The organism is Streptomyces sp. NBC_00569, assembly GCF_036345255.1.
In the GTDB taxonomy this organism is placed as follows: Bacteria; Actinomycetota; Actinomycetes; order Streptomycetales; family Streptomycetaceae; genus Streptomyces.
In genome coordinates, this window is the sequence record NZ_CP107783.1 from 1,256,989 (window position 1) to 1,272,151 (window position 15,163).

The 15,163-nt window shown below is 69.7% G+C and carries 13 protein-coding genes and 2 pseudogenes; 6 read left to right on the plus strand and 9 right to left on the minus strand.

Annotated features, from left to right (window positions below):
* Positions 1-40: 40 nt before the first annotated feature.
* Both OHO83_RS05830 and OHO83_RS05835 read left to right on the plus strand, forming a co-directional pair.
* Positions 41-598: a pyridoxamine 5'-phosphate oxidase family protein gene (locus OHO83_RS05830; protein WP_330278853.1), complete on the plus strand. Its 558-nt coding sequence runs from the start codon at positions 41-43 to the stop codon at positions 596-598.
* A gap of 106 nt (positions 599-704) precedes the next feature.
* Positions 705-1,679: a phosphotransferase family protein gene (locus OHO83_RS05835; protein ID WP_266680182.1), complete on the plus strand. Its 975-nt coding sequence runs from the start codon at positions 705-707 to the stop codon at positions 1,677-1,679.
* Between the two features lie 148 nt (positions 1,680-1,827).
* On the opposite strand, the gene OHO83_RS05840 is transcribed toward OHO83_RS05835, so the two are convergent.
* The 6 genes and pseudogenes from OHO83_RS05840 to OHO83_RS05865 all read right to left on the minus strand — a co-directional run.
* Positions 1,828-3,147: an MFS transporter gene (locus OHO83_RS05840; RefSeq protein WP_266678181.1), complete on the minus strand. Its 1,320-nt coding sequence runs from the start codon at positions 3,145-3,147 to the stop codon at positions 1,828-1,830.
* Positions 3,148-3,390: 243 nt separating this feature from the next.
* Entirely contained in the window at positions 3,391-3,957 is a 567-nt protein-coding gene (locus OHO83_RS05845) for a glycerol-3-phosphate responsive antiterminator (protein ID WP_266678179.1), read from the minus strand.
* A gap of 148 nt (positions 3,958-4,105) precedes the next feature.
* Positions 4,106-4,330: pseudogene (locus OHO83_RS05850) on the minus strand (alpha/beta hydrolase); the annotation flags it as partial.
* Between the two features lie 11 nt (positions 4,331-4,341).
* Positions 4,342-5,109, minus strand: a complete 768-nt coding sequence (locus OHO83_RS05855) for an NPP1 family protein (RefSeq protein ID WP_266678177.1) — start codon at positions 5,107-5,109, stop codon at positions 4,342-4,344.
* A 132-nt stretch (positions 5,110-5,241) separates the two neighbouring features.
* Positions 5,242-6,468 carry an SGNH/GDSL hydrolase family protein gene (locus tag OHO83_RS05860; protein WP_266678175.1) on the minus strand — a complete coding sequence of 409 codons (1,227 nt, stop codon included), beginning with the start codon at positions 6,466-6,468 and terminating at the stop codon, positions 5,242-5,244.
* Between the two features lie 14 nt (positions 6,469-6,482).
* Positions 6,483-7,967, minus strand: a pseudogene (locus OHO83_RS05865) (glycosyl hydrolase family 95 catalytic domain-containing protein); the annotation flags it as partial.
* Here OHO83_RS05865 and OHO83_RS05870 point away from each other — a divergent pair.
* The 3 genes from OHO83_RS05870 (at position 7,942) to OHO83_RS05880 (ending at position 10,627) form a co-directional block, all read left to right on the plus strand.
* The gene (locus OHO83_RS05870; protein WP_266678173.1) at positions 7,942-8,277 is read left to right on the plus strand and encodes a GH36 C-terminal domain-containing protein; all 336 of its coding nucleotides are present in this window, start codon (positions 7,942-7,944) and stop codon (positions 8,275-8,277) included. The pseudogene OHO83_RS05865 and the gene OHO83_RS05870 overlap by 26 nt on opposite strands.
* 173 nt (positions 8,278-8,450) lie before the next feature.
* A complete protein-coding gene (locus OHO83_RS05875) occupies positions 8,451-9,596 on the plus strand; it encodes a S1 family peptidase (RefSeq protein ID WP_266678171.1) in 1,146 nt (381 codons plus the stop codon).
* A gap of 245 nt (positions 9,597-9,841) precedes the next feature.
* Positions 9,842-10,627, plus strand: coding sequence for an SAM-dependent methyltransferase (locus OHO83_RS05880; RefSeq protein ID WP_266678169.1), 786 nt, complete (start codon positions 9,842-9,844; stop codon positions 10,625-10,627).
* On the opposite strand, the gene OHO83_RS05885 is transcribed toward OHO83_RS05880, so the two are convergent.
* Complete coding sequence (locus tag OHO83_RS05885; protein ID WP_266678167.1) at positions 10,624-12,072, minus strand: FAD-dependent oxidoreductase; 1,449 nt, start codon at positions 12,070-12,072, stop codon at positions 10,624-10,626. The genes OHO83_RS05880 and OHO83_RS05885 overlap by 4 nt on opposite strands.
* 69 nt (positions 12,073-12,141) lie before the next feature.
* Between OHO83_RS05885 and OHO83_RS05890 the strand changes: the two genes are divergently transcribed.
* Entirely contained in the window at positions 12,142-12,792 is a 651-nt protein-coding gene (locus OHO83_RS05890) for a TetR/AcrR family transcriptional regulator (RefSeq protein WP_266678165.1), read from the plus strand.
* A gap of 260 nt (positions 12,793-13,052) precedes the next feature.
* On the opposite strand, the gene OHO83_RS05895 is transcribed toward OHO83_RS05890, so the two are convergent.
* Positions 13,053-13,748, minus strand: coding sequence for a L,D-transpeptidase family protein (locus tag OHO83_RS05895; RefSeq protein WP_266678161.1), 696 nt, complete (start codon positions 13,746-13,748; stop codon positions 13,053-13,055).
* A 169-nt stretch (positions 13,749-13,917) separates the two neighbouring features.
* Complete coding sequence (locus tag OHO83_RS05900; RefSeq protein ID WP_266680180.1) at positions 13,918-15,108, minus strand: molybdopterin molybdotransferase MoeA; 1,191 nt, start codon at positions 15,106-15,108, stop codon at positions 13,918-13,920.
* Between the last annotated feature and the right edge of the window lie 55 nt (positions 15,109-15,163).

Consider the following 15,163-nt stretch of genomic DNA (forward strand, 5'->3'; position numbering starts at 1 on the left):
GGCGGCGGATCGTTACAGGGGAGAGGAAAGGAGATCCACCATGCCGACCCAGGGACCTGCGAAGCAGCCCACGACCGAGCTCGACGCACGCTACAGCTCCGCGCTCCGCCCCCGTCCGGGCGCAACCGAAGTCACCGCCACCGACTGGCCCGAAGCCCAGCGGCAGCTGGAGGCCGCCGAGATCTTCTGGGTGTCCACGGTGCGCCCCGACGGACGCCTGCACGTCACTCCGGTCATCGCCGCCTGGCACGACGGGGTGCTGTACTTCTCCACCGGCCCGGGCGAACAGAAGGCGCGGAACCTCGCTCAAGACGGGCACTGCGCGCTGACCACCGGACGGAACTCGCTCACCGAAGGGCTCGACGTCGTGGTCGAGGGCAAGGCGGCGCCGGTTGCCGATCCGGCGGTGCTCGAGGAGGTGATCACGGCGTACGAAGCGAAGTACGGGGCACACATCACCTCCCCGGAGGGCACTTTCCACGGGATCGGGGACGCGTTCCGGAAGGGCGACGCGATGGTGTTCGCGGTGTCCCCGGCCACGGCATACGGCTTCGGCCGGGACGACGGGGTCTACTCCCACACGCGCTGGGCGTTCTGAGCCCCCACCTCCACAAACCGATCGCCTCCGCGTCGCTGATCCCGTAGGTTGCCCGGGTCGTTGTGGCTGCGGCGGAGAGGCGGTCGGGGACGTGGCACCCGGACTAGTGACGCGGGAGCGGTTGGCGGGTGCGGCGCAGGCCGCGCTGGGTGGCGGGCGCCGGTTGGCGGCGGTCGAGCGGGTCGCGGGTGGGAGCAAGAAGGGCGTGTACCGCCTGGTGATGGACGACGCGACGACGGCGATCGCCTACCTGTGGGACGACGCCGAGAACTACTGGCCGGCGGCCGAGGACGACGGCGACCTCACCGACCCGTTCTCCCCCGGTCTCGGGATCGGCCTGTTCGAGGCCGCACACGCGCGGTTGGACACCCTCGGCGTCCGCGTCCCGGCGATCCGCCTCGTCGACCGCGACGGCACTCACTGTCCGGCCGACCTCGCGATCGTCGAGGACCTCCGGGGCGAGAACCTGGAGGAACTGCTCGCACGCGACCCGCGCGCGGCCGGGCCGGTCATGGCCCGGCTCGGGGAGGCACTGGCCTCGATGCGGCGTCATCGAGCTCCCGCCTACGGCAAGGTGGCCGTCGTCGACGGGGGAGGTACCTCGCGCGGAACGTCGTGCGAGGGAGTAGTCCTGGACCGTGCGCTGCGGGACCTCACCGAGGCGGCGTCGCGTGATCCACGGATCGCGGGAGCGCGTGAACGGCTTGAGCAGCGGTTGCTGGATCTCGCGGCGGCAGTGCGCCCGCGCGCGGAGTACGCGGTCGTCCACGGCGAACTGGGACCCGACCACGTGCTCGTCGACCCGGCCGGGAACCCCGTGGCGATCGACATCGAGGGCTTGATGTACTTCGACGTCGAGTGGGAGCACGTGTTCCTGCGGATCCGGCTGCATGACGCGTACCGGCCACTGCAGGTGGACGGACTGGACGAGGACCGGCTCGCGCTCTACCTGCTGGCCCAGCGGCTCTCGCTGACTGCGGGACCGCTGAGGCTGCTCGACGGGGACTTCCCCGACCGGGCGTTCATGGCGGCCATCGCCGAGCACAACCTCAACGAAGCACTGGCGCTGGTCGACTCCTGAACGCCCCTGTTCACACCACGGAGGCGAAGGCCCGCTGCGGAGCGCGCCCCGAGGCTCAGTGAGCCCGCCGAGGTCTTTGCACGTCTTTGTAAAACTCTGTACGGATACGTTCTACGCGTTCGGGACAGCGAGCCGAAGGACCCGGCGATCAGACCCCTGCCAGGACGCGGTCACTCACGGGGGCCGTACGGCGGGCAGCCAGTTCGCGCCGGCGGGTGCGGGCGGTGAGCGTCGTCATCACCAGGCCGAGCAGTGCGGCCACGAGCAGGAAGACGAACAGCGCGCTGTAGCCGCCGCCCTGTTCGGGCACCCTCGGGCTCGCCGAGGAGTCACCGATCCACCAGGCGCACAGGGACGGCAGGAACGCGTCCGGCAGATACGCGAGGCCGGAGGCGAGCCCGATGACGCCCCCGCGCTCCTGCTCGGGGACCTCCACCTCGCCGACCGTGGACCAGTAGACGCCGCGCGAGGCGAAGACCAGTGCGCACAGGACGAACATCATGACCAGCGCGAGCCAGGCCAGCGAGGCGGTCCGCGGCAGGACGAGGAAGAGTCCGGCGAGCACGGCGCCGCCGGCGAACATCCAGCGCAGGAACACCGCGGAGGAGCGCGTCACCTTGTCCACGACGACGCCGCCCGCGGGTCCGGCGACGAACTGGAAGACGTAGGACCGCACGACGCCGATGACGGCGATCATGGAGGCGGAGACGCCGTAGTTGTCCTGGAGCAGCGGCGAGAAGTAGCCGAGCGTCGTGTAGAAGCAGTACATCAGCATGGCGGTGCCGCCGATGAGCCAGGTGTACCGGTTGCGGGCCGCCGCGAGGAGCTGCTTGAGGGTGACGGTCGCCGAGTCGAGCCCGGCGAGCCTCGCCTTGTCCTCGCGTACGACGAGCAGCACGACGGCGGCGAACACGAAGCTCAGCACGCCGTAGATCCGGATCAGCGTGAGGACACCGTGCGCGGGCACGACGGAGGCGGAAACGATCGCGGTGCCGATGAAGCCGATGGCCGTCGAGACGATGCCGCGGGTGCCTTCGAGGAACCCGAAGAGCCGCCCCTGCTCACCGGAGTCGCCGAGCATGCTGATCGACTTCACCAGCGCCGACCAGTACAGACCCATGCCGACGACGGCCATCAGGATGTGCACCGCCACGATTCCCCAGAATCCGGGAACGGCGGCGAGACAGATGTCGGCGATTCCCATTCCGACGAGCGAAATCACGATGAGGAGTTTCGGCGAGAACTTGTCGGAGAACCAGCCGCCGAAGAAATACATGACGATGGCCACGGCGCCGAATGCCGAGATGATGTTTCCGTACTGCTGCGAGCTGAGATTCAGCGCCGTATAGGTAGGTTCGAGGTACACGAACCTGATGTAGGCGACCTGGAAAATGATTCCGCCGGTCATGGAGAGCGCGAAGAAGCTCAGCCACTTCTGGGCCTTGTTCATCCGGATCACCGCAGCCACCTCGTCATGGACAGGAAATGGGCACAAAAAAAGAACAGCAAACTCCGATGTTCGGAGGTTACTGTTCTCTGGTCTCTAGTAACTGTCCCGGCGCGAGGCCGGAACCTTTATTTGATTGTCGCGCCCGTGGCCATGACATGAACTCCGGGCGCTTTCGCCATGCTAGGCAGGGCCGATCCGAGGTGTCAATAGAGTCCTGCGACACATTCCCTTACGGGCCCGGACGTCCACAGGGCCGGGACCTTACATCGCCCAGACCTCTCGATTCGACGAGGCGATGGCCGCGGCCCCCGCCTTCAGTGCCGCGAACACATCCTCGCGGTCGCACACGAGCCCGCCCGCGATGAGAGGCACTTCGATGTCCTGTACGGCCCACGAGATGACCCGCGGCATACAGCCCGGCAGGATCTCCACGCAGTCGGCCTTGGACTGGCGAACCTGCGGCGCGAGATTGCGGTACGACTTCGAGTCGATGAGGAAGAACCGGTGGACGGCGAACAGACCGACCTCGCGGGCGGCACGCACCATGTGCGCCTTGGAGCTGAGCACCCCGTCGGCGGAGGTGTGCTCCTTCACGTACTGCACCACGATGTCCTTGCCGCTGAACCCTTCGAGGAGGTCCACGTTGACCAGGACGACCTTGCCGCCGTCCTTGAGCTGCTGCACGATCGCGGGGAGGTTCAGCAGGGACCCGTACAGCAGGAAGACGACCTTGCACTCGGAGTCCATGACGGCGCGCAGCCCGTCGTCGTCCATGACGCTGGCGACGACCGGGTGGTCCTCAAGGAGGACCGGAAGTGACACGTCCACGAATGACCTCCCAGGGGATCGGCGGCCAATCTCCGCCGATCAGCGCCGCAGCGCAGGCTAACTTCCATTCGCCGGGAGCCGCCACCTGCCTCCGGTCCCACCGGTGGGCAGCGGCGCCGGGACGCCGCTGCCGTCGGGCCGGATCAGGTCACACCGGTGACGTGGCCGCCCCGCCTGGATGGCGGACGAAGAAGTGGACCGCGCTGTCGGCCTCGAACCTGGGCAGTTCCTTGTGCCGGCCCGCGTTGGCGTGCAGCGTCTTGTCCTTCGAGGCGAAGGCGTCGAACAGCGCCAGACCGGACTCGCGCGGGATGTGCTCGTCGTCCCACTGGAGCGCGAACTCGATCGGAACGGTGATCTGCTTCGCTTTTTCCCGCTGCCCGCTCAGGCGTTGGGATCGAAGGGGATGCCTGCCGGCTCGGCCTTCTCGAGGTGGTAGTTGAAGTTGCCGTCCTTGAGGCCGAAGACGGCGCTGCCGAAGTCGGCCTGGCTCAGCTTCTCCCGCAGGCCCGAGGGGTAGCCGTTCCAGCCGACGAGGCTCGGGAACTGCCAGGTGTGACGGTGGTTCTCCGGCGGCTCGTCGTTGGTGGTCGCGGGGCGGAAGCAGTGCGTGCCGAGGCCGTCCTTGTGGTAGACGGCCTTGGGGTGGGTGCCGTCCCAGCGGATCTGGTCACTGCTGTACACGTTGAAGTTGCCGTGGGCCGAGGTGGACACGTACTTGGCCTCGTTGTTCTGGACCCACACCACGACGTGCTCCCAGTCGTTGCGGTGCCCGCCGAGGCCGCTGCCCGCGACCGCCTGGTCCTTCTCGAAGTACAGGCCGTACATGATGGCGCACCAGCCGTTGTTGCACTTGGAGCGGGCGTATCCGTTGGTGCTGTCGAGGTCCCAGGAGTCGTGACACTGGCCGTTGACGGCCCCGGACGGTTTGAGGCCGGGGTTGATGGCCCCGTCCGGGCCGATGGCGGGCGTCGGGTAGCAGCCGTCACCGTCGTAGTCGTACGCCGGCTGGAACGTCTGCTCCAGGCCGTCCGCGTTGGCGGGCAGCGCCGGGGGCGGGTCCGCGAGCGCGATGCCCGGGAAAACGATGACCAGCGCGACGGCGCTGCCGAGGGTGAGTGCCGCTCTGCGGATCCGTGAGCTCTTCTTCACTGCGTCCTCCTGATGAACCGTGGGGAGTGGGACACGCACGATCGAAGCTGACATGCCCGCGTCATTGTCGCGGCTTCAGTTGCCCAGCGGCACCCGGCTGCGTGGCGCGGTGATGAAGAGTCGGTGCTGCCGTCAACAGGCCCGCAGAGCATCGACGTCGACCGAGTCGGCCATCGCCTGCATGCCCTTGTCGTTGGGGTGCAGGTGGTCGCCGCCGTCGAAGAACGGGAGGATCCGCTCGTGGTCGTAGGGGCTGCGCAGGGTGCGGTCGAAGTCGGTGACCGAGTCGAACTCGCCGCTGTCCCTGATGAATTCGTTCACCTGAAGGCGTACCGCCTCGGTCGCGGGGTCCCATTCGGACCAGCCCTTGAAGGGCGCGATGGTGGCTCCGACGACGCACTTCCCTGCCGCATGAGCCCGTTCGGCGATCGTGCGACAGCCGTCGATCATGTCCTGGGCCGTGACGCCCGTGTGGGCCTTGATGTCGTTGACGCCCTCGAAGAGGAACACGGTGCGCACACCGGGGTGCGAGAGCACGTCACGGTCGAGGCGGTGCAGCGCACTCTGACCGGCGCCGTCCGCGAGCACCTTGTTCCCCGAAATTCCTTCGTTGGCAACGCCCTTGACTTCCAGGTCGTCCGCGCTCTGCAAGCGGCGGGAGAGGTAGTCGGGCCAGCGCCTGTCGAGGTCGGCGGTCGACTGCCAGCCGTCGGTGACGGAGTCGCCGAGCGCCACGACGGCGCCCGTCTCCGCGCCGGTCCGTACGGTGACGGAGTCGAGGTAGAACCAGGAGCCGATCCGCTCGGTCCAGTTGTCCGTGCCTTCCTCCGCGGCGTGGTCGCCGTCGGCCGCGTACGACGTCTGCATGGCCATGGAGTGGCCCGTCGCCGTACCCGCGGCCCGCGCAGTGTGCACGCTGACGACCAGCTTCGTCTCGGCGGGCAGCCGTCCGGGCAGCGGGTCGCTGTACGCGGTGTCGCCCGCGGGCACGGTGACGGAGCGCGCCCCGCCGAAGGTCAGACGCCGGTTGCTGTCGCGGACCAGTTCCGCACCCTCGCGCTGGAGGCCGGCGTAGGCACTGTCGAAGGTCGCCGGCTGGTCGCCGAAGGCGTTGGACAGCCGGATGCGCAGGCCGTCCCCTCCGACACTGGTGCGCACCACGAGCCGGTAGCTGTGATCGGATACCGCGTCGCCCATCCGGTCGGCACTCGCGCCCCAGGTGATCACCTCGTGCCGGGCTCCCGACGGGCCCGCACGGGCGGTGGCGGACGCGGCCGCGGGTGCCCAGGAAGCGGCGATCACCAGCGTCACAGCGATGGCCGCGAGGCGGCGCCACAGGCCAACTGACGTACTGGGCATGACTACTTGCCGCCTCACCGGTCGAACTCCCTCAGGACCGTGGACTCGCCCGGCTCCATGGTGACCTTCCGGGACGTCCCGCCGTACGACACCGTGGTCGTCCGCCCGCCGACGCTGCGGATCCTGGCCTCCGTGGGCCTGCCATCCCGCCAGCGCAGATCGACGACGAAGCCGCCGCGCGCGCCCATGCCGGTGACCGAACCGGACGTGGACCACGCGTCCGGGAGCGCCGGAAGGAGTTCGACGTGGCCCGGGCGCGAGTACAGGAGCATTTCCATCGCCGCGGCGGGAGTGCCGAAGTTGGCGTCGATCTGGAAGACGCCCCGGCCCTTCTCCACCTCGTAGATGTCGAAGAGGTTGGGGGCGGTGCCGTTGCTCCCGTCGGTCGACGGCCTGAGGTTGTTCACGAACACCTCGTAGGCCTTGCCCGCGTTCTTGAGCCTCGCCCAGCACAGGCTGCGCCAGGCGTTCGCCCACCCGAAGCTCTGCGTGCCGCGGGCGGTGAGCAGGGCGGTGGCGCCGTCGAGCAGGGCTGCCGGCGTGGAGCCGTCCGGCCGGATGCGGTCTCCGGGGAAGAGTCCGACCAGTGGGGACAGATGCCGATGGGTCGTCTCACCGAGGTTGTCGGGAGACATCCACTCCTCCAGCCAGCCGGTCCTGGGGCTCACCCGCGGCAGGTACAGCCGCTTCTGGAGCGGGGCGATCTCGTCGGCGTGGGCGGTGTCCCTCTTCAGCACCTCGGATGCCGTGCGGTAGTTGGCGAACAGGGCCCACACCAGTTCCTGGGCGTACGTGATGCCCTTGGCGTCGAGCGGGCCATGTTCGGGGGACCAGTCGCTGTCGGCGATGAGCACCTCCGCCTCGGCACCGGTGTCCGGATCGGTCACCGTCGTGGTGACGAGCCGGGCCTCCCAGAACTCGCAGGCACCCTTGAGCAGCGGGTGGATCTTCGCCAAGTAGGAGGAGGAGCAGGTGAATTCGTAGCGTTCCCAGAGGGTGTTGCACAGCCACGCGTTGCCCGCTGGATGCCACCACCAGCCCATGCCTCCATGGACGTTGGCCGAGATTCCGACGGTCCAGCCGGCGATCCTTCCGCTGGAGTTGCGGTAGCGGTTGCGCGGGTCGTTGAAGAGGGTGTGGGTGAGTTCGGTCCAGGACGGCAGCTGGGCGAGGCAGTAGTCGGTGAGCGCGTCGAAGCACTGCGAGAGGCCGGCCCGGTCGGCCATCCAGTAGTTCATCTGGATGTTGATGTCGGTGTGGTAGTCGCCCATCCAGTCCGGGTCGTTGCCGTCGAGCCACAGCCCCTGAAGATTGAGCGGCAGGCTGCCCCGGGACCCGGAGATCATCAGGTATCGCCCGAACTGCAGGTAGGCCGCCTCCAGTTCGGGGTCTGGCTCGCCGTCCCTGGTGCGCGCCTTGATCTGCTCCCACGTGTTCTGAGCGCGCTGTTCGGACGACGAGGTGCCGAGGGAGATGTCCATCTGGCCGAACAGGTTGCGTCATCTCGTGCAGCACGGCAGGCTGGACCGCCTGTCGCCCCCCTCCGACGACACACCCTCGGTGGTGCAGTACACCGCGCCGGACACCTCGGAGACCCTGCTGCTCGCGTGGCGGCGCACCTCCCGCCATGGAAGTCCACAACCACCCGTGCGCCTGAGGGGATTGACTCCCGAGGCCCGCTACCGCGACGCGCGCACCGGCGCCGTGCACCAGGCCGCCGTGCTCACCGGGTACGGCATGCACCTCGGTCTGCCGCCCGGCGACTGGTCCAGCGCAGCCGTGCACTTGATCCGTGAGACGGAGGCCTGAGGCACCCGCATCGGGCCGGAGGTAGGACGGGTCACACCCCGGCACATCGCGAAGGCATTGGCATGGACCTGTCCATGATCCTTCGATAGGCTCCCCAGCGGGCATTTCCTGGGAGCGCTCCCAGGCTTTGCTGTTCCACCCCCACGAAGCTGGAACAACGAAGGGCCAACCCCATGAGACGCACGAAACCCCTGCGCATCGCCCTGTCCGCATTACTCGTCGCCGGAGTGTCGGCCGGGTTCGCACCGGTCCCGGCCGGTGCCGCCACCCCCGCGGACGAGAAGGCACCGGCCTCCGGGTCCATGCTCGCCGCCATGCAGCGCGACTTCGGCCTCACCAAGAGTCAGGCCGAGGCCCGGCTGAGCACGGAGAAGAAGGCCACGGCCGTCGAAGGAAAGGCGCGGCGAGCCGCCGGATCGTCCTACGGCGGCGCCTGGTTCACACCGGAGAGCGGCCACCTGACCGTGGCCGTCACCGACCCGAACAAGGCCGCGGCCGTGCGCTCCACGGGCGCCGAGGCCAAGCTGGTGAAGTACAGCGCCAAGCAGCTCGACGCGGCCAAGGAACGCATCGACGCCCTCGAGGCGCCCAAGGGCGTGGCAAGTTGGCACGTCGATCCGGCGTCCAACCGGATCGTGGTCGAGACCCTGGCCGGACGGCAGGGCGACAACGATGTCAGGCACTTCCTCGCGCAGGCCCGCGAGGCCGGCCCCGTCACCGTCGAGAAGACGGCCCACGCGCCCCGCACCCTCGCCGCCGGCACGGTCGGAGGGGACCCCTACTACACGGGCAACGTCCGCTGCTCGATCGGCTTCTCGGTGAACGGCGGGTTCGTCACCGCCGGCCACTGCAGCGGCGCCGGTGCCGCCGTGAACGGCTGGGACGGCTCGTACATCGGCAACTTCCAGGGGTCGTCGTTCCCGGACAACGACTACGCCTGGGTCAACGTCGGCAGCGGCTGGTGGACCGTCCCCGTGGTCCTCGGCTGGGGCACCGTCCCGGACCAGTTGGTGCGCGGCTCCGCCGAGGCGCCGATCGGCGCGTCCATCTGCCGTTCGGGCTCCACCTCGCACTGGCACTGCGGCAATGTGCTGGCCAAGAACGAGACCGTGAACTACAGCCAGGGCGCGGTGCACGAGATGACCAAGACGAACGTGTGCGCCGAACCGGGCGACTCGGGCGGCTCGTTCATCAGCGGCGACCAGGCCCAGGGTGTCACCTCGGGCGGCTGGGGCGACTGCTCCGGCGGCGGTGAGACCTGGTACCAGCCGATCAACGAGATCCTCAACCGGTACGGTCTGACGCTGACCACGGCCTGACCGACGCTCTGAGGAACCGGGCTCGGTACGGCGTCGCAGGCGCCGCCCGCCGTACCGAGTCCGCGACGGTCCTACCCCAACGCGCTTGCAGCGTGGGCGAGATGGCCTCCGCGCCTCTCACCGGCAGCTCTGCGCGAAGGTGTGGCCGGTGACATAATCGCGAGGTCCTTCACGGCCTGGGCCACAGGGTGCGCGCAGCGGTCCCGGTGAGTCGGTCAGCGATCTAGTACACGCTGGAGTCACGCATGACGGCACAGTCCTCCGGAAGCCGTATCGACACGGGCAGGGCTCACCCGGCGCGTGTCTACGACTGGCTGCTCGGCGGGAAGGACAACTATCCGGTCGATCAGGAAGTCGGGGAGAAGCTGCCGCCGGAGTCGCGTCTCAACGCCCGGCGCAACCGCGCGTTCATGCACCGTGCGGCGGCGTGGCTGGCGGGCAACGGCATCGACCAGTTCCTCGACGTCGGCACGGGCATCCCGACGAGGCCGAACCTGCACCAGATCGTGCAGGGCGTCGTGCCGTCGGCGCGGGTCGCGTACACCGACAACGACCCCATCGTGCTGCGGCACGCGCAGGCGCTGCTGGTCAGCACTCCGGAGGGGGCGACCGACTACATCGAGGCGGACGTCCGTCAGCCCGAGGTCATCCTCGACCACGCCCGTACGTTCCTGGACTTCAGCCGGCCCCTCGCGCTGTCGATGCTCGCTCTGATGCACTTCATCACCGACGAGGAGGACCCGTACGGTCTTGCGCGGACCCTCGTCGACGCCCTGCCCTCGGGCAGTTACCTCGTGTTCTCCCACGGCACCACCGATGAGCACCCGCACCTCGCGAAGACGGTGAAGAACACGTACCGGCAGGGCGAGATCCCACTGCGGATGCGGACGCGGGCCGAGGTCGAGCCGTTCTTCGAGGGCCTGGAGCTGGTGGAGCCGGGGCTCGTCACGGCGACGAAGTGGTACAAGGACACGCCCGCACCCGAGGACGAGCTGAGCGGGTTCTACGTCGGGGTCGCTCGCGTGCCCTAGAGCTCGCGCGCCTGAAGACCCATCCGCCGCGCGTACTGCGCGAGGCCGTCGGCCGTGTCGCCCGCCCACCCCACGTAGCCGTCGGGCCGGACCAGGTACACGCCCGTGCCGTACGCCTCGCAGGCCGGGATGCGGGCCGTGGGGACGGCGAGCTCGGGGAGTCCGGCGTCCGTGCCCACCGTGAGCAGCGTCCAGTGCGGGCCGCGGAAGATGTCGAAGAGCCGGACGCCGTCCGCCGTTGTGTCCGGCGCCCGGTCGCCCGCGCGCACCGGGCCCGCGGCGGCGCGGGTGTCGACGGCGAGGGACGATTCGCGGTAGCCCAGGCCCAGTTGGCGGGTCGCCTCGCCGCGACGGATCTCTCCGCGGTGCACGCCCGTCGAGATGCCGAGCATGTGCGCGGCGACGGGGCGGCGTTCCTCCTCGTACGTCCCGACAAGGGTGTCCGGGACGTTGTCGCGCAGCACCGCGCCCAGCTTCCATCCCAGGTTGTACGCGTCCTGGACGCTGGTGTTCAGCCCCTGGCCCCCGGCCGGCGAGTGGACGTGCGCGGCGTCCCCGGCCAGAAGGACGCGCCCCGCGCGGAAGCGGTCGGCCAGCGCGGCCCGGGGCCGGAAGTCCGAGGCCCAGCGGACTTCGGTCACGTCCTCGGGGGCGAGGTGGGAGCGCGCGGCGACCACCTTGCGGATGCCGTCGAGGGAGAGGTCGGGCACGGTTCCCTCGGGGAACTGCGCGGTCACCTGGAAGTCCTCGATGCCGGCGAGCGGACAGATCGCGAGGAAGCCGTCGCTCCCCTCGCGGGGCGGGAACACATGCCAGTTGTCGCGGTCGAGGCCGGTGATGCGCACGTCCGCCACGAGCATCGGGTGCGGGTCGACGGTCTCGCCGGTCATGCCGATGCCCAGCGCGCGGCGCACGGCCGAGCGGCCGCCGTCGGCCGCGACGGCGTACCGCGCGCGGACCGGGTCTCCGGCGGCGAAGTGCGCGGTCACCGTGTCCGCGTCCTGTTCGACCGCCACCAGCTCGCGGCCGAACTCCACCCGCCCGCCGAGTTCCGTGAGCCGCTCGAACAGGATCTGCTGCGTGCGCCACTGCGGCACCATCCACGGGTCGGTGTACGGGGAGTCGTCACTCGCCTCCGCCGGGTCGAACATCCTGTGCTCGCCGACCCGTGTGCCGTCCTGCCAGATCATGCCGACGGGATAGGGGCCACCCACGGCGTGGATCGCGTCCAGCACGCCGAGGTCGTGGAAGACCTCCCTCGTGCGCGGCTGGATCCCCTTGCCGCGTGACCCGGGGAAGAGCGCGTCGGCGCGCTCGACGACGAGGGCGTCGACCCCACGCCGGGCGAGGTCGACGGCGAGGGCGAGGCCGGTCGGCCCGGCGCCGACGACGAGGACCTCGGTGTGCGTGATCGTGTGCGTGATCGTGTCCGTACCGGTGCCCATGACCAGCTCCTTAACGCCGTTAAGTTCCATGCTCCGCAGCATGCGCTTAACGGCGTTAAACTGTCAAGTGTGGCTACCCAGAGATCCCCCAAGCTGGACAAGACGCAGGTCGTCGACACCGCGCTGCGCCTGCTCGACGACGTCGGCCTCGACGGCCTCACGCTCCGCGCCATCGCCAAGGAGCTGAACGTCCAGGCGCCCGCGCTCTACTGGCACTTCAAGAACAAGCAGGAACTGCTGGACGAGATGGCGACGGAGATGTACCGCCGCATGACGGCGGACGCCCCGCTCGCTCCCGACGCCACCTGGCGGGAGCGCCTGCTGACGGCGAACCGCGGACTGCGCACCGCGCTCCTCAGTCACCGCGACGGCGCCAAGGTCTTCAGCGGCTCACGCTTCACCGGCACACTGCACGCGGTCGAGATGGAGCGGACACTGCGTCTGTTCACCACTGCCGGGTTCACGCTCACCCAGGCGGTGCGGGCCACCACGACCGCGTACATGTACACCCTCGGTTTCGTCACCGAGGAGCAGGGCGTTCAGCCCCTGCCGGGCGAGCGCCGCGAGGGGTACGACGTCGACGAACGCGCCCGCCGGATGGCCGACTTCCCGTTGTCGGCCGCGGCGGGCGCGGAGATCTTCGAGGACTACGAGCGGCACTTCGAGGACGGTCTCGCCCTCGTGATCGCGGGGATCGAAGCGCGCTACGGGATGGCCTGAGCGGCCGGCGGCGAAAGGGACTCAGCAGCGCGTCGACGCCCCGACCGGTCGGTGAGGTCGTCGTTGGACATCCACCCCGACGCGTTCGTGCCCGCCACCCGGGCGCACGTCCAGTCGTGGCCGTATGTGTCGACGACGGAGCAGTGGTACCAGAGCTTGGAGCCGTTCCCCGTTTCATGACTGTCCGTCAACTCCCGTACCTGGAAGGCACAAGACCAGGGGAACGGCGACAGCTGGGGCCTCGTGGCGGCCCGCCGGGCTCAGGTGCCCGGCTTGCGGCCGTAGACGTAGACGTCGTCCCCCGTCTTCAGCAGGGACCAGTACTTCTTCGCGGTGGTGCTGGTCATGTTGACGCAGCCGTGCGAGCCGGGCGGGTTCCACATGCTCACGCCGACCGAGTGGAAGGCCTGGCCGCCGTCGAAGAACTGGCTGTAGGGCATGGGCACGTTGTAGATGCTCGACACGTGGTCGATGTGCCGCCAGTAGATCTTCTTCAGACCGGTGCGGGTCTCGTAGCCGTCACGGCCGGTGCGGACCGGCACCGGCCCGTAGACGAGGTTCTTGCCGTCCTGGATCCAGCTGAGCTGAAGCGTCAGGTTCACGCAGGCGATGCGGCCCTTGTTCACGGGGCATTTGCCGTCTTTGTTGGGATTGCTGCCGACGGCCTTCTGCTTGTTCATCAGGTCCATCACGCCCCACGTGACAGGCCCCGCGTAGCCGATGTTCGGGCTAATCCCGTGCTTGTTCTGGAAGGCCTGGACGGCCTTGCAGTCCGCGGCGGACTGCTTTCCGTCGACCGGTCGGCCGAGGAACCGCTCCACCTGCTTCTGGTAGGGACCGGTCGACGTCGTGCAGCTCGCGGCCTGCGCGGGCGCGGCGCCCAGCGCGAGTGTCAGCGGCGCGACGAGTCCGGTGATCCCCAGTGCGACGGCTCCCCGTCTGCGTGTGTCCCCCATGGAAGGGCCTTTCGTGGCAGGGCGCTCGATGCGCGTGACGCGTTCTCTGCCAGGTAGACCCGTTGCGGGTCCAGGAGGTTGCAGCCGGGCTCGGGCCGGTACCCAATGGTGACAATTCCGAAGCCCGCGCCGATAAAGACCGCTGTTGCCGTCATGGGTTCCCACGCGGTCACGATCCGGGTACGTCCAGAATCTCCGCGGTGGCCCCGGCGGGCACGCCTCCGGGCGGGACGACCGCGAGACCGTCGGCGAACACCAGCCCGCGCAGCATCGCCGGGCCGTCGAAGGGGAGCGGTGCCACTTCATGGTCCGTGCGTCGCACCGGCAGCAGCCGGGTGTCCCGCGGGTGCCCCGGCAGCGGGGCGGCGGCGCGCATCCGGCAGGGTTCCGCGTCCGTGTGCCCGCCGAGGCGGCGCAGCAGCGGCGCGGCCAGTGTCACCGTGCCGGCGACGGCGGCAAGTGGGTTGCCGGGCAGGCCGACCAGCCGGCGGGTCCGGCCGTCGGGGGTCGGCGGCAGCTCGGCGAGCAGCATGGGGTGTCCTGGCCGTACGGCGACGGAGTCGACGAGCAGGCGGGCGCCCGCCTCATCGAGGGTGGCGTGCAGGAAGTCCACCGGACCGGCGGCGGTGCTGCCAGTGGTGACGACGACATCGGCGGGCGAGCAGGTCACGGCCTCCCGCAGCAGCCCCACGTCGTCCGCCACGCGGCGGCTGCCGATCACGTCGGCGCCGCAACTTCTCAGCCACGGCGGAAGCATGGGACCGAGCGCGTCGCGCACCTGCCCGTGCCGGGGCAGACCGGACTCCAGCAACTCATCGCCCAGTACCAGGAGTTCGACGGTCGGGCGGCGGTGCACGGCGAGCCGGTCGTACCCCGCCGCCGCGGCGAGTCCCAGCACGGCCGGGGTCACCGTGACACCGGCCGGGATCAGCGCCTCGCCCGCGTGGCACTCCTGGCCACGCGGCCGGATGTCACGGCCCGGAGCCACCGACCCGGGCCCGTCGAAGCGGTCGTGCAGCGTGCCGCCCTCGGCGTCGAACTCCCCGTGTTCCCTGCGCAGTACGGCCGTTGCGCCCGTCGGCAGCCGGGCGCCGGTGGCGATGGGGACGGCGGTGCCGTGGCCGCTGAGCGGCGCGCACCGGTCGCCGGCGAGGACGGCGGCGCCGCACACCAGCCACGGTCCCGGCCCGGCCACGGCCCAGCCGTCCATCGCGGACGTGTCGAACGGCGGCAGATCGGTGAGGGCCGTCAGCGGTTCGGCGAGAGCGTGGCCGAGCGCGTCCGCCAGGGACCGCGTGACGACGGGCAGCGGCTGTCCGGCGCAGACCCGTGCCGTCTGCCGGGCCCGTTCCCAGGCCATGTGGGTGCCTGCCGTCACGACCGCTCGCCCGGCGCCGTCCAGGATGTGTGTGCCT

Bases quoted from the DNA above. Each gene is read 5' to 3' on its own strand.
- OHO83_RS05830 (WP_330278853.1), top strand. From the start codon at position 41: ATGCCGACCCAGGGACCTGCGAAGCAGCCCACGACCGAGCTCGACGCA.
- OHO83_RS05860 (WP_266678175.1), bottom strand. From the start codon at position 6,468: ATGCCCAGTACGTCAGTTGGCCTGTGGCGCCGCCTCGCGGCCATCGCT.
- OHO83_RS05870 (WP_266678173.1), top strand. From the start codon at position 7,942: ATGTCCATCTGGCCGAACAGGTTGCGTCATCTCGTGCAGCACGGCAGG.
- OHO83_RS05875 (WP_266678171.1), top strand. From the start codon at position 8,451: ATGAGACGCACGAAACCCCTGCGCATCGCCCTGTCCGCATTACTCGTC.
- OHO83_RS05880 (WP_266678169.1), top strand. From the start codon at position 9,842: ATGACGGCACAGTCCTCCGGAAGCCGTATCGACACGGGCAGGGCTCAC.
- OHO83_RS05885 (WP_266678167.1), bottom strand. From the start codon at position 12,072: ATGGGCACCGGTACGGACACGATCACGCACACGATCACGCACACCGAG.
- OHO83_RS05895 (WP_266678161.1), bottom strand. From the start codon at position 13,748: ATGGGGGACACACGCAGACGGGGAGCCGTCGCACTGGGGATCACCGGA.
- OHO83_RS05900 (WP_266680180.1), bottom strand. From the start codon at position 15,108: ATGGCCTGGGAACGGGCCCGGCAGACGGCACGGGTCTGCGCCGGACAG.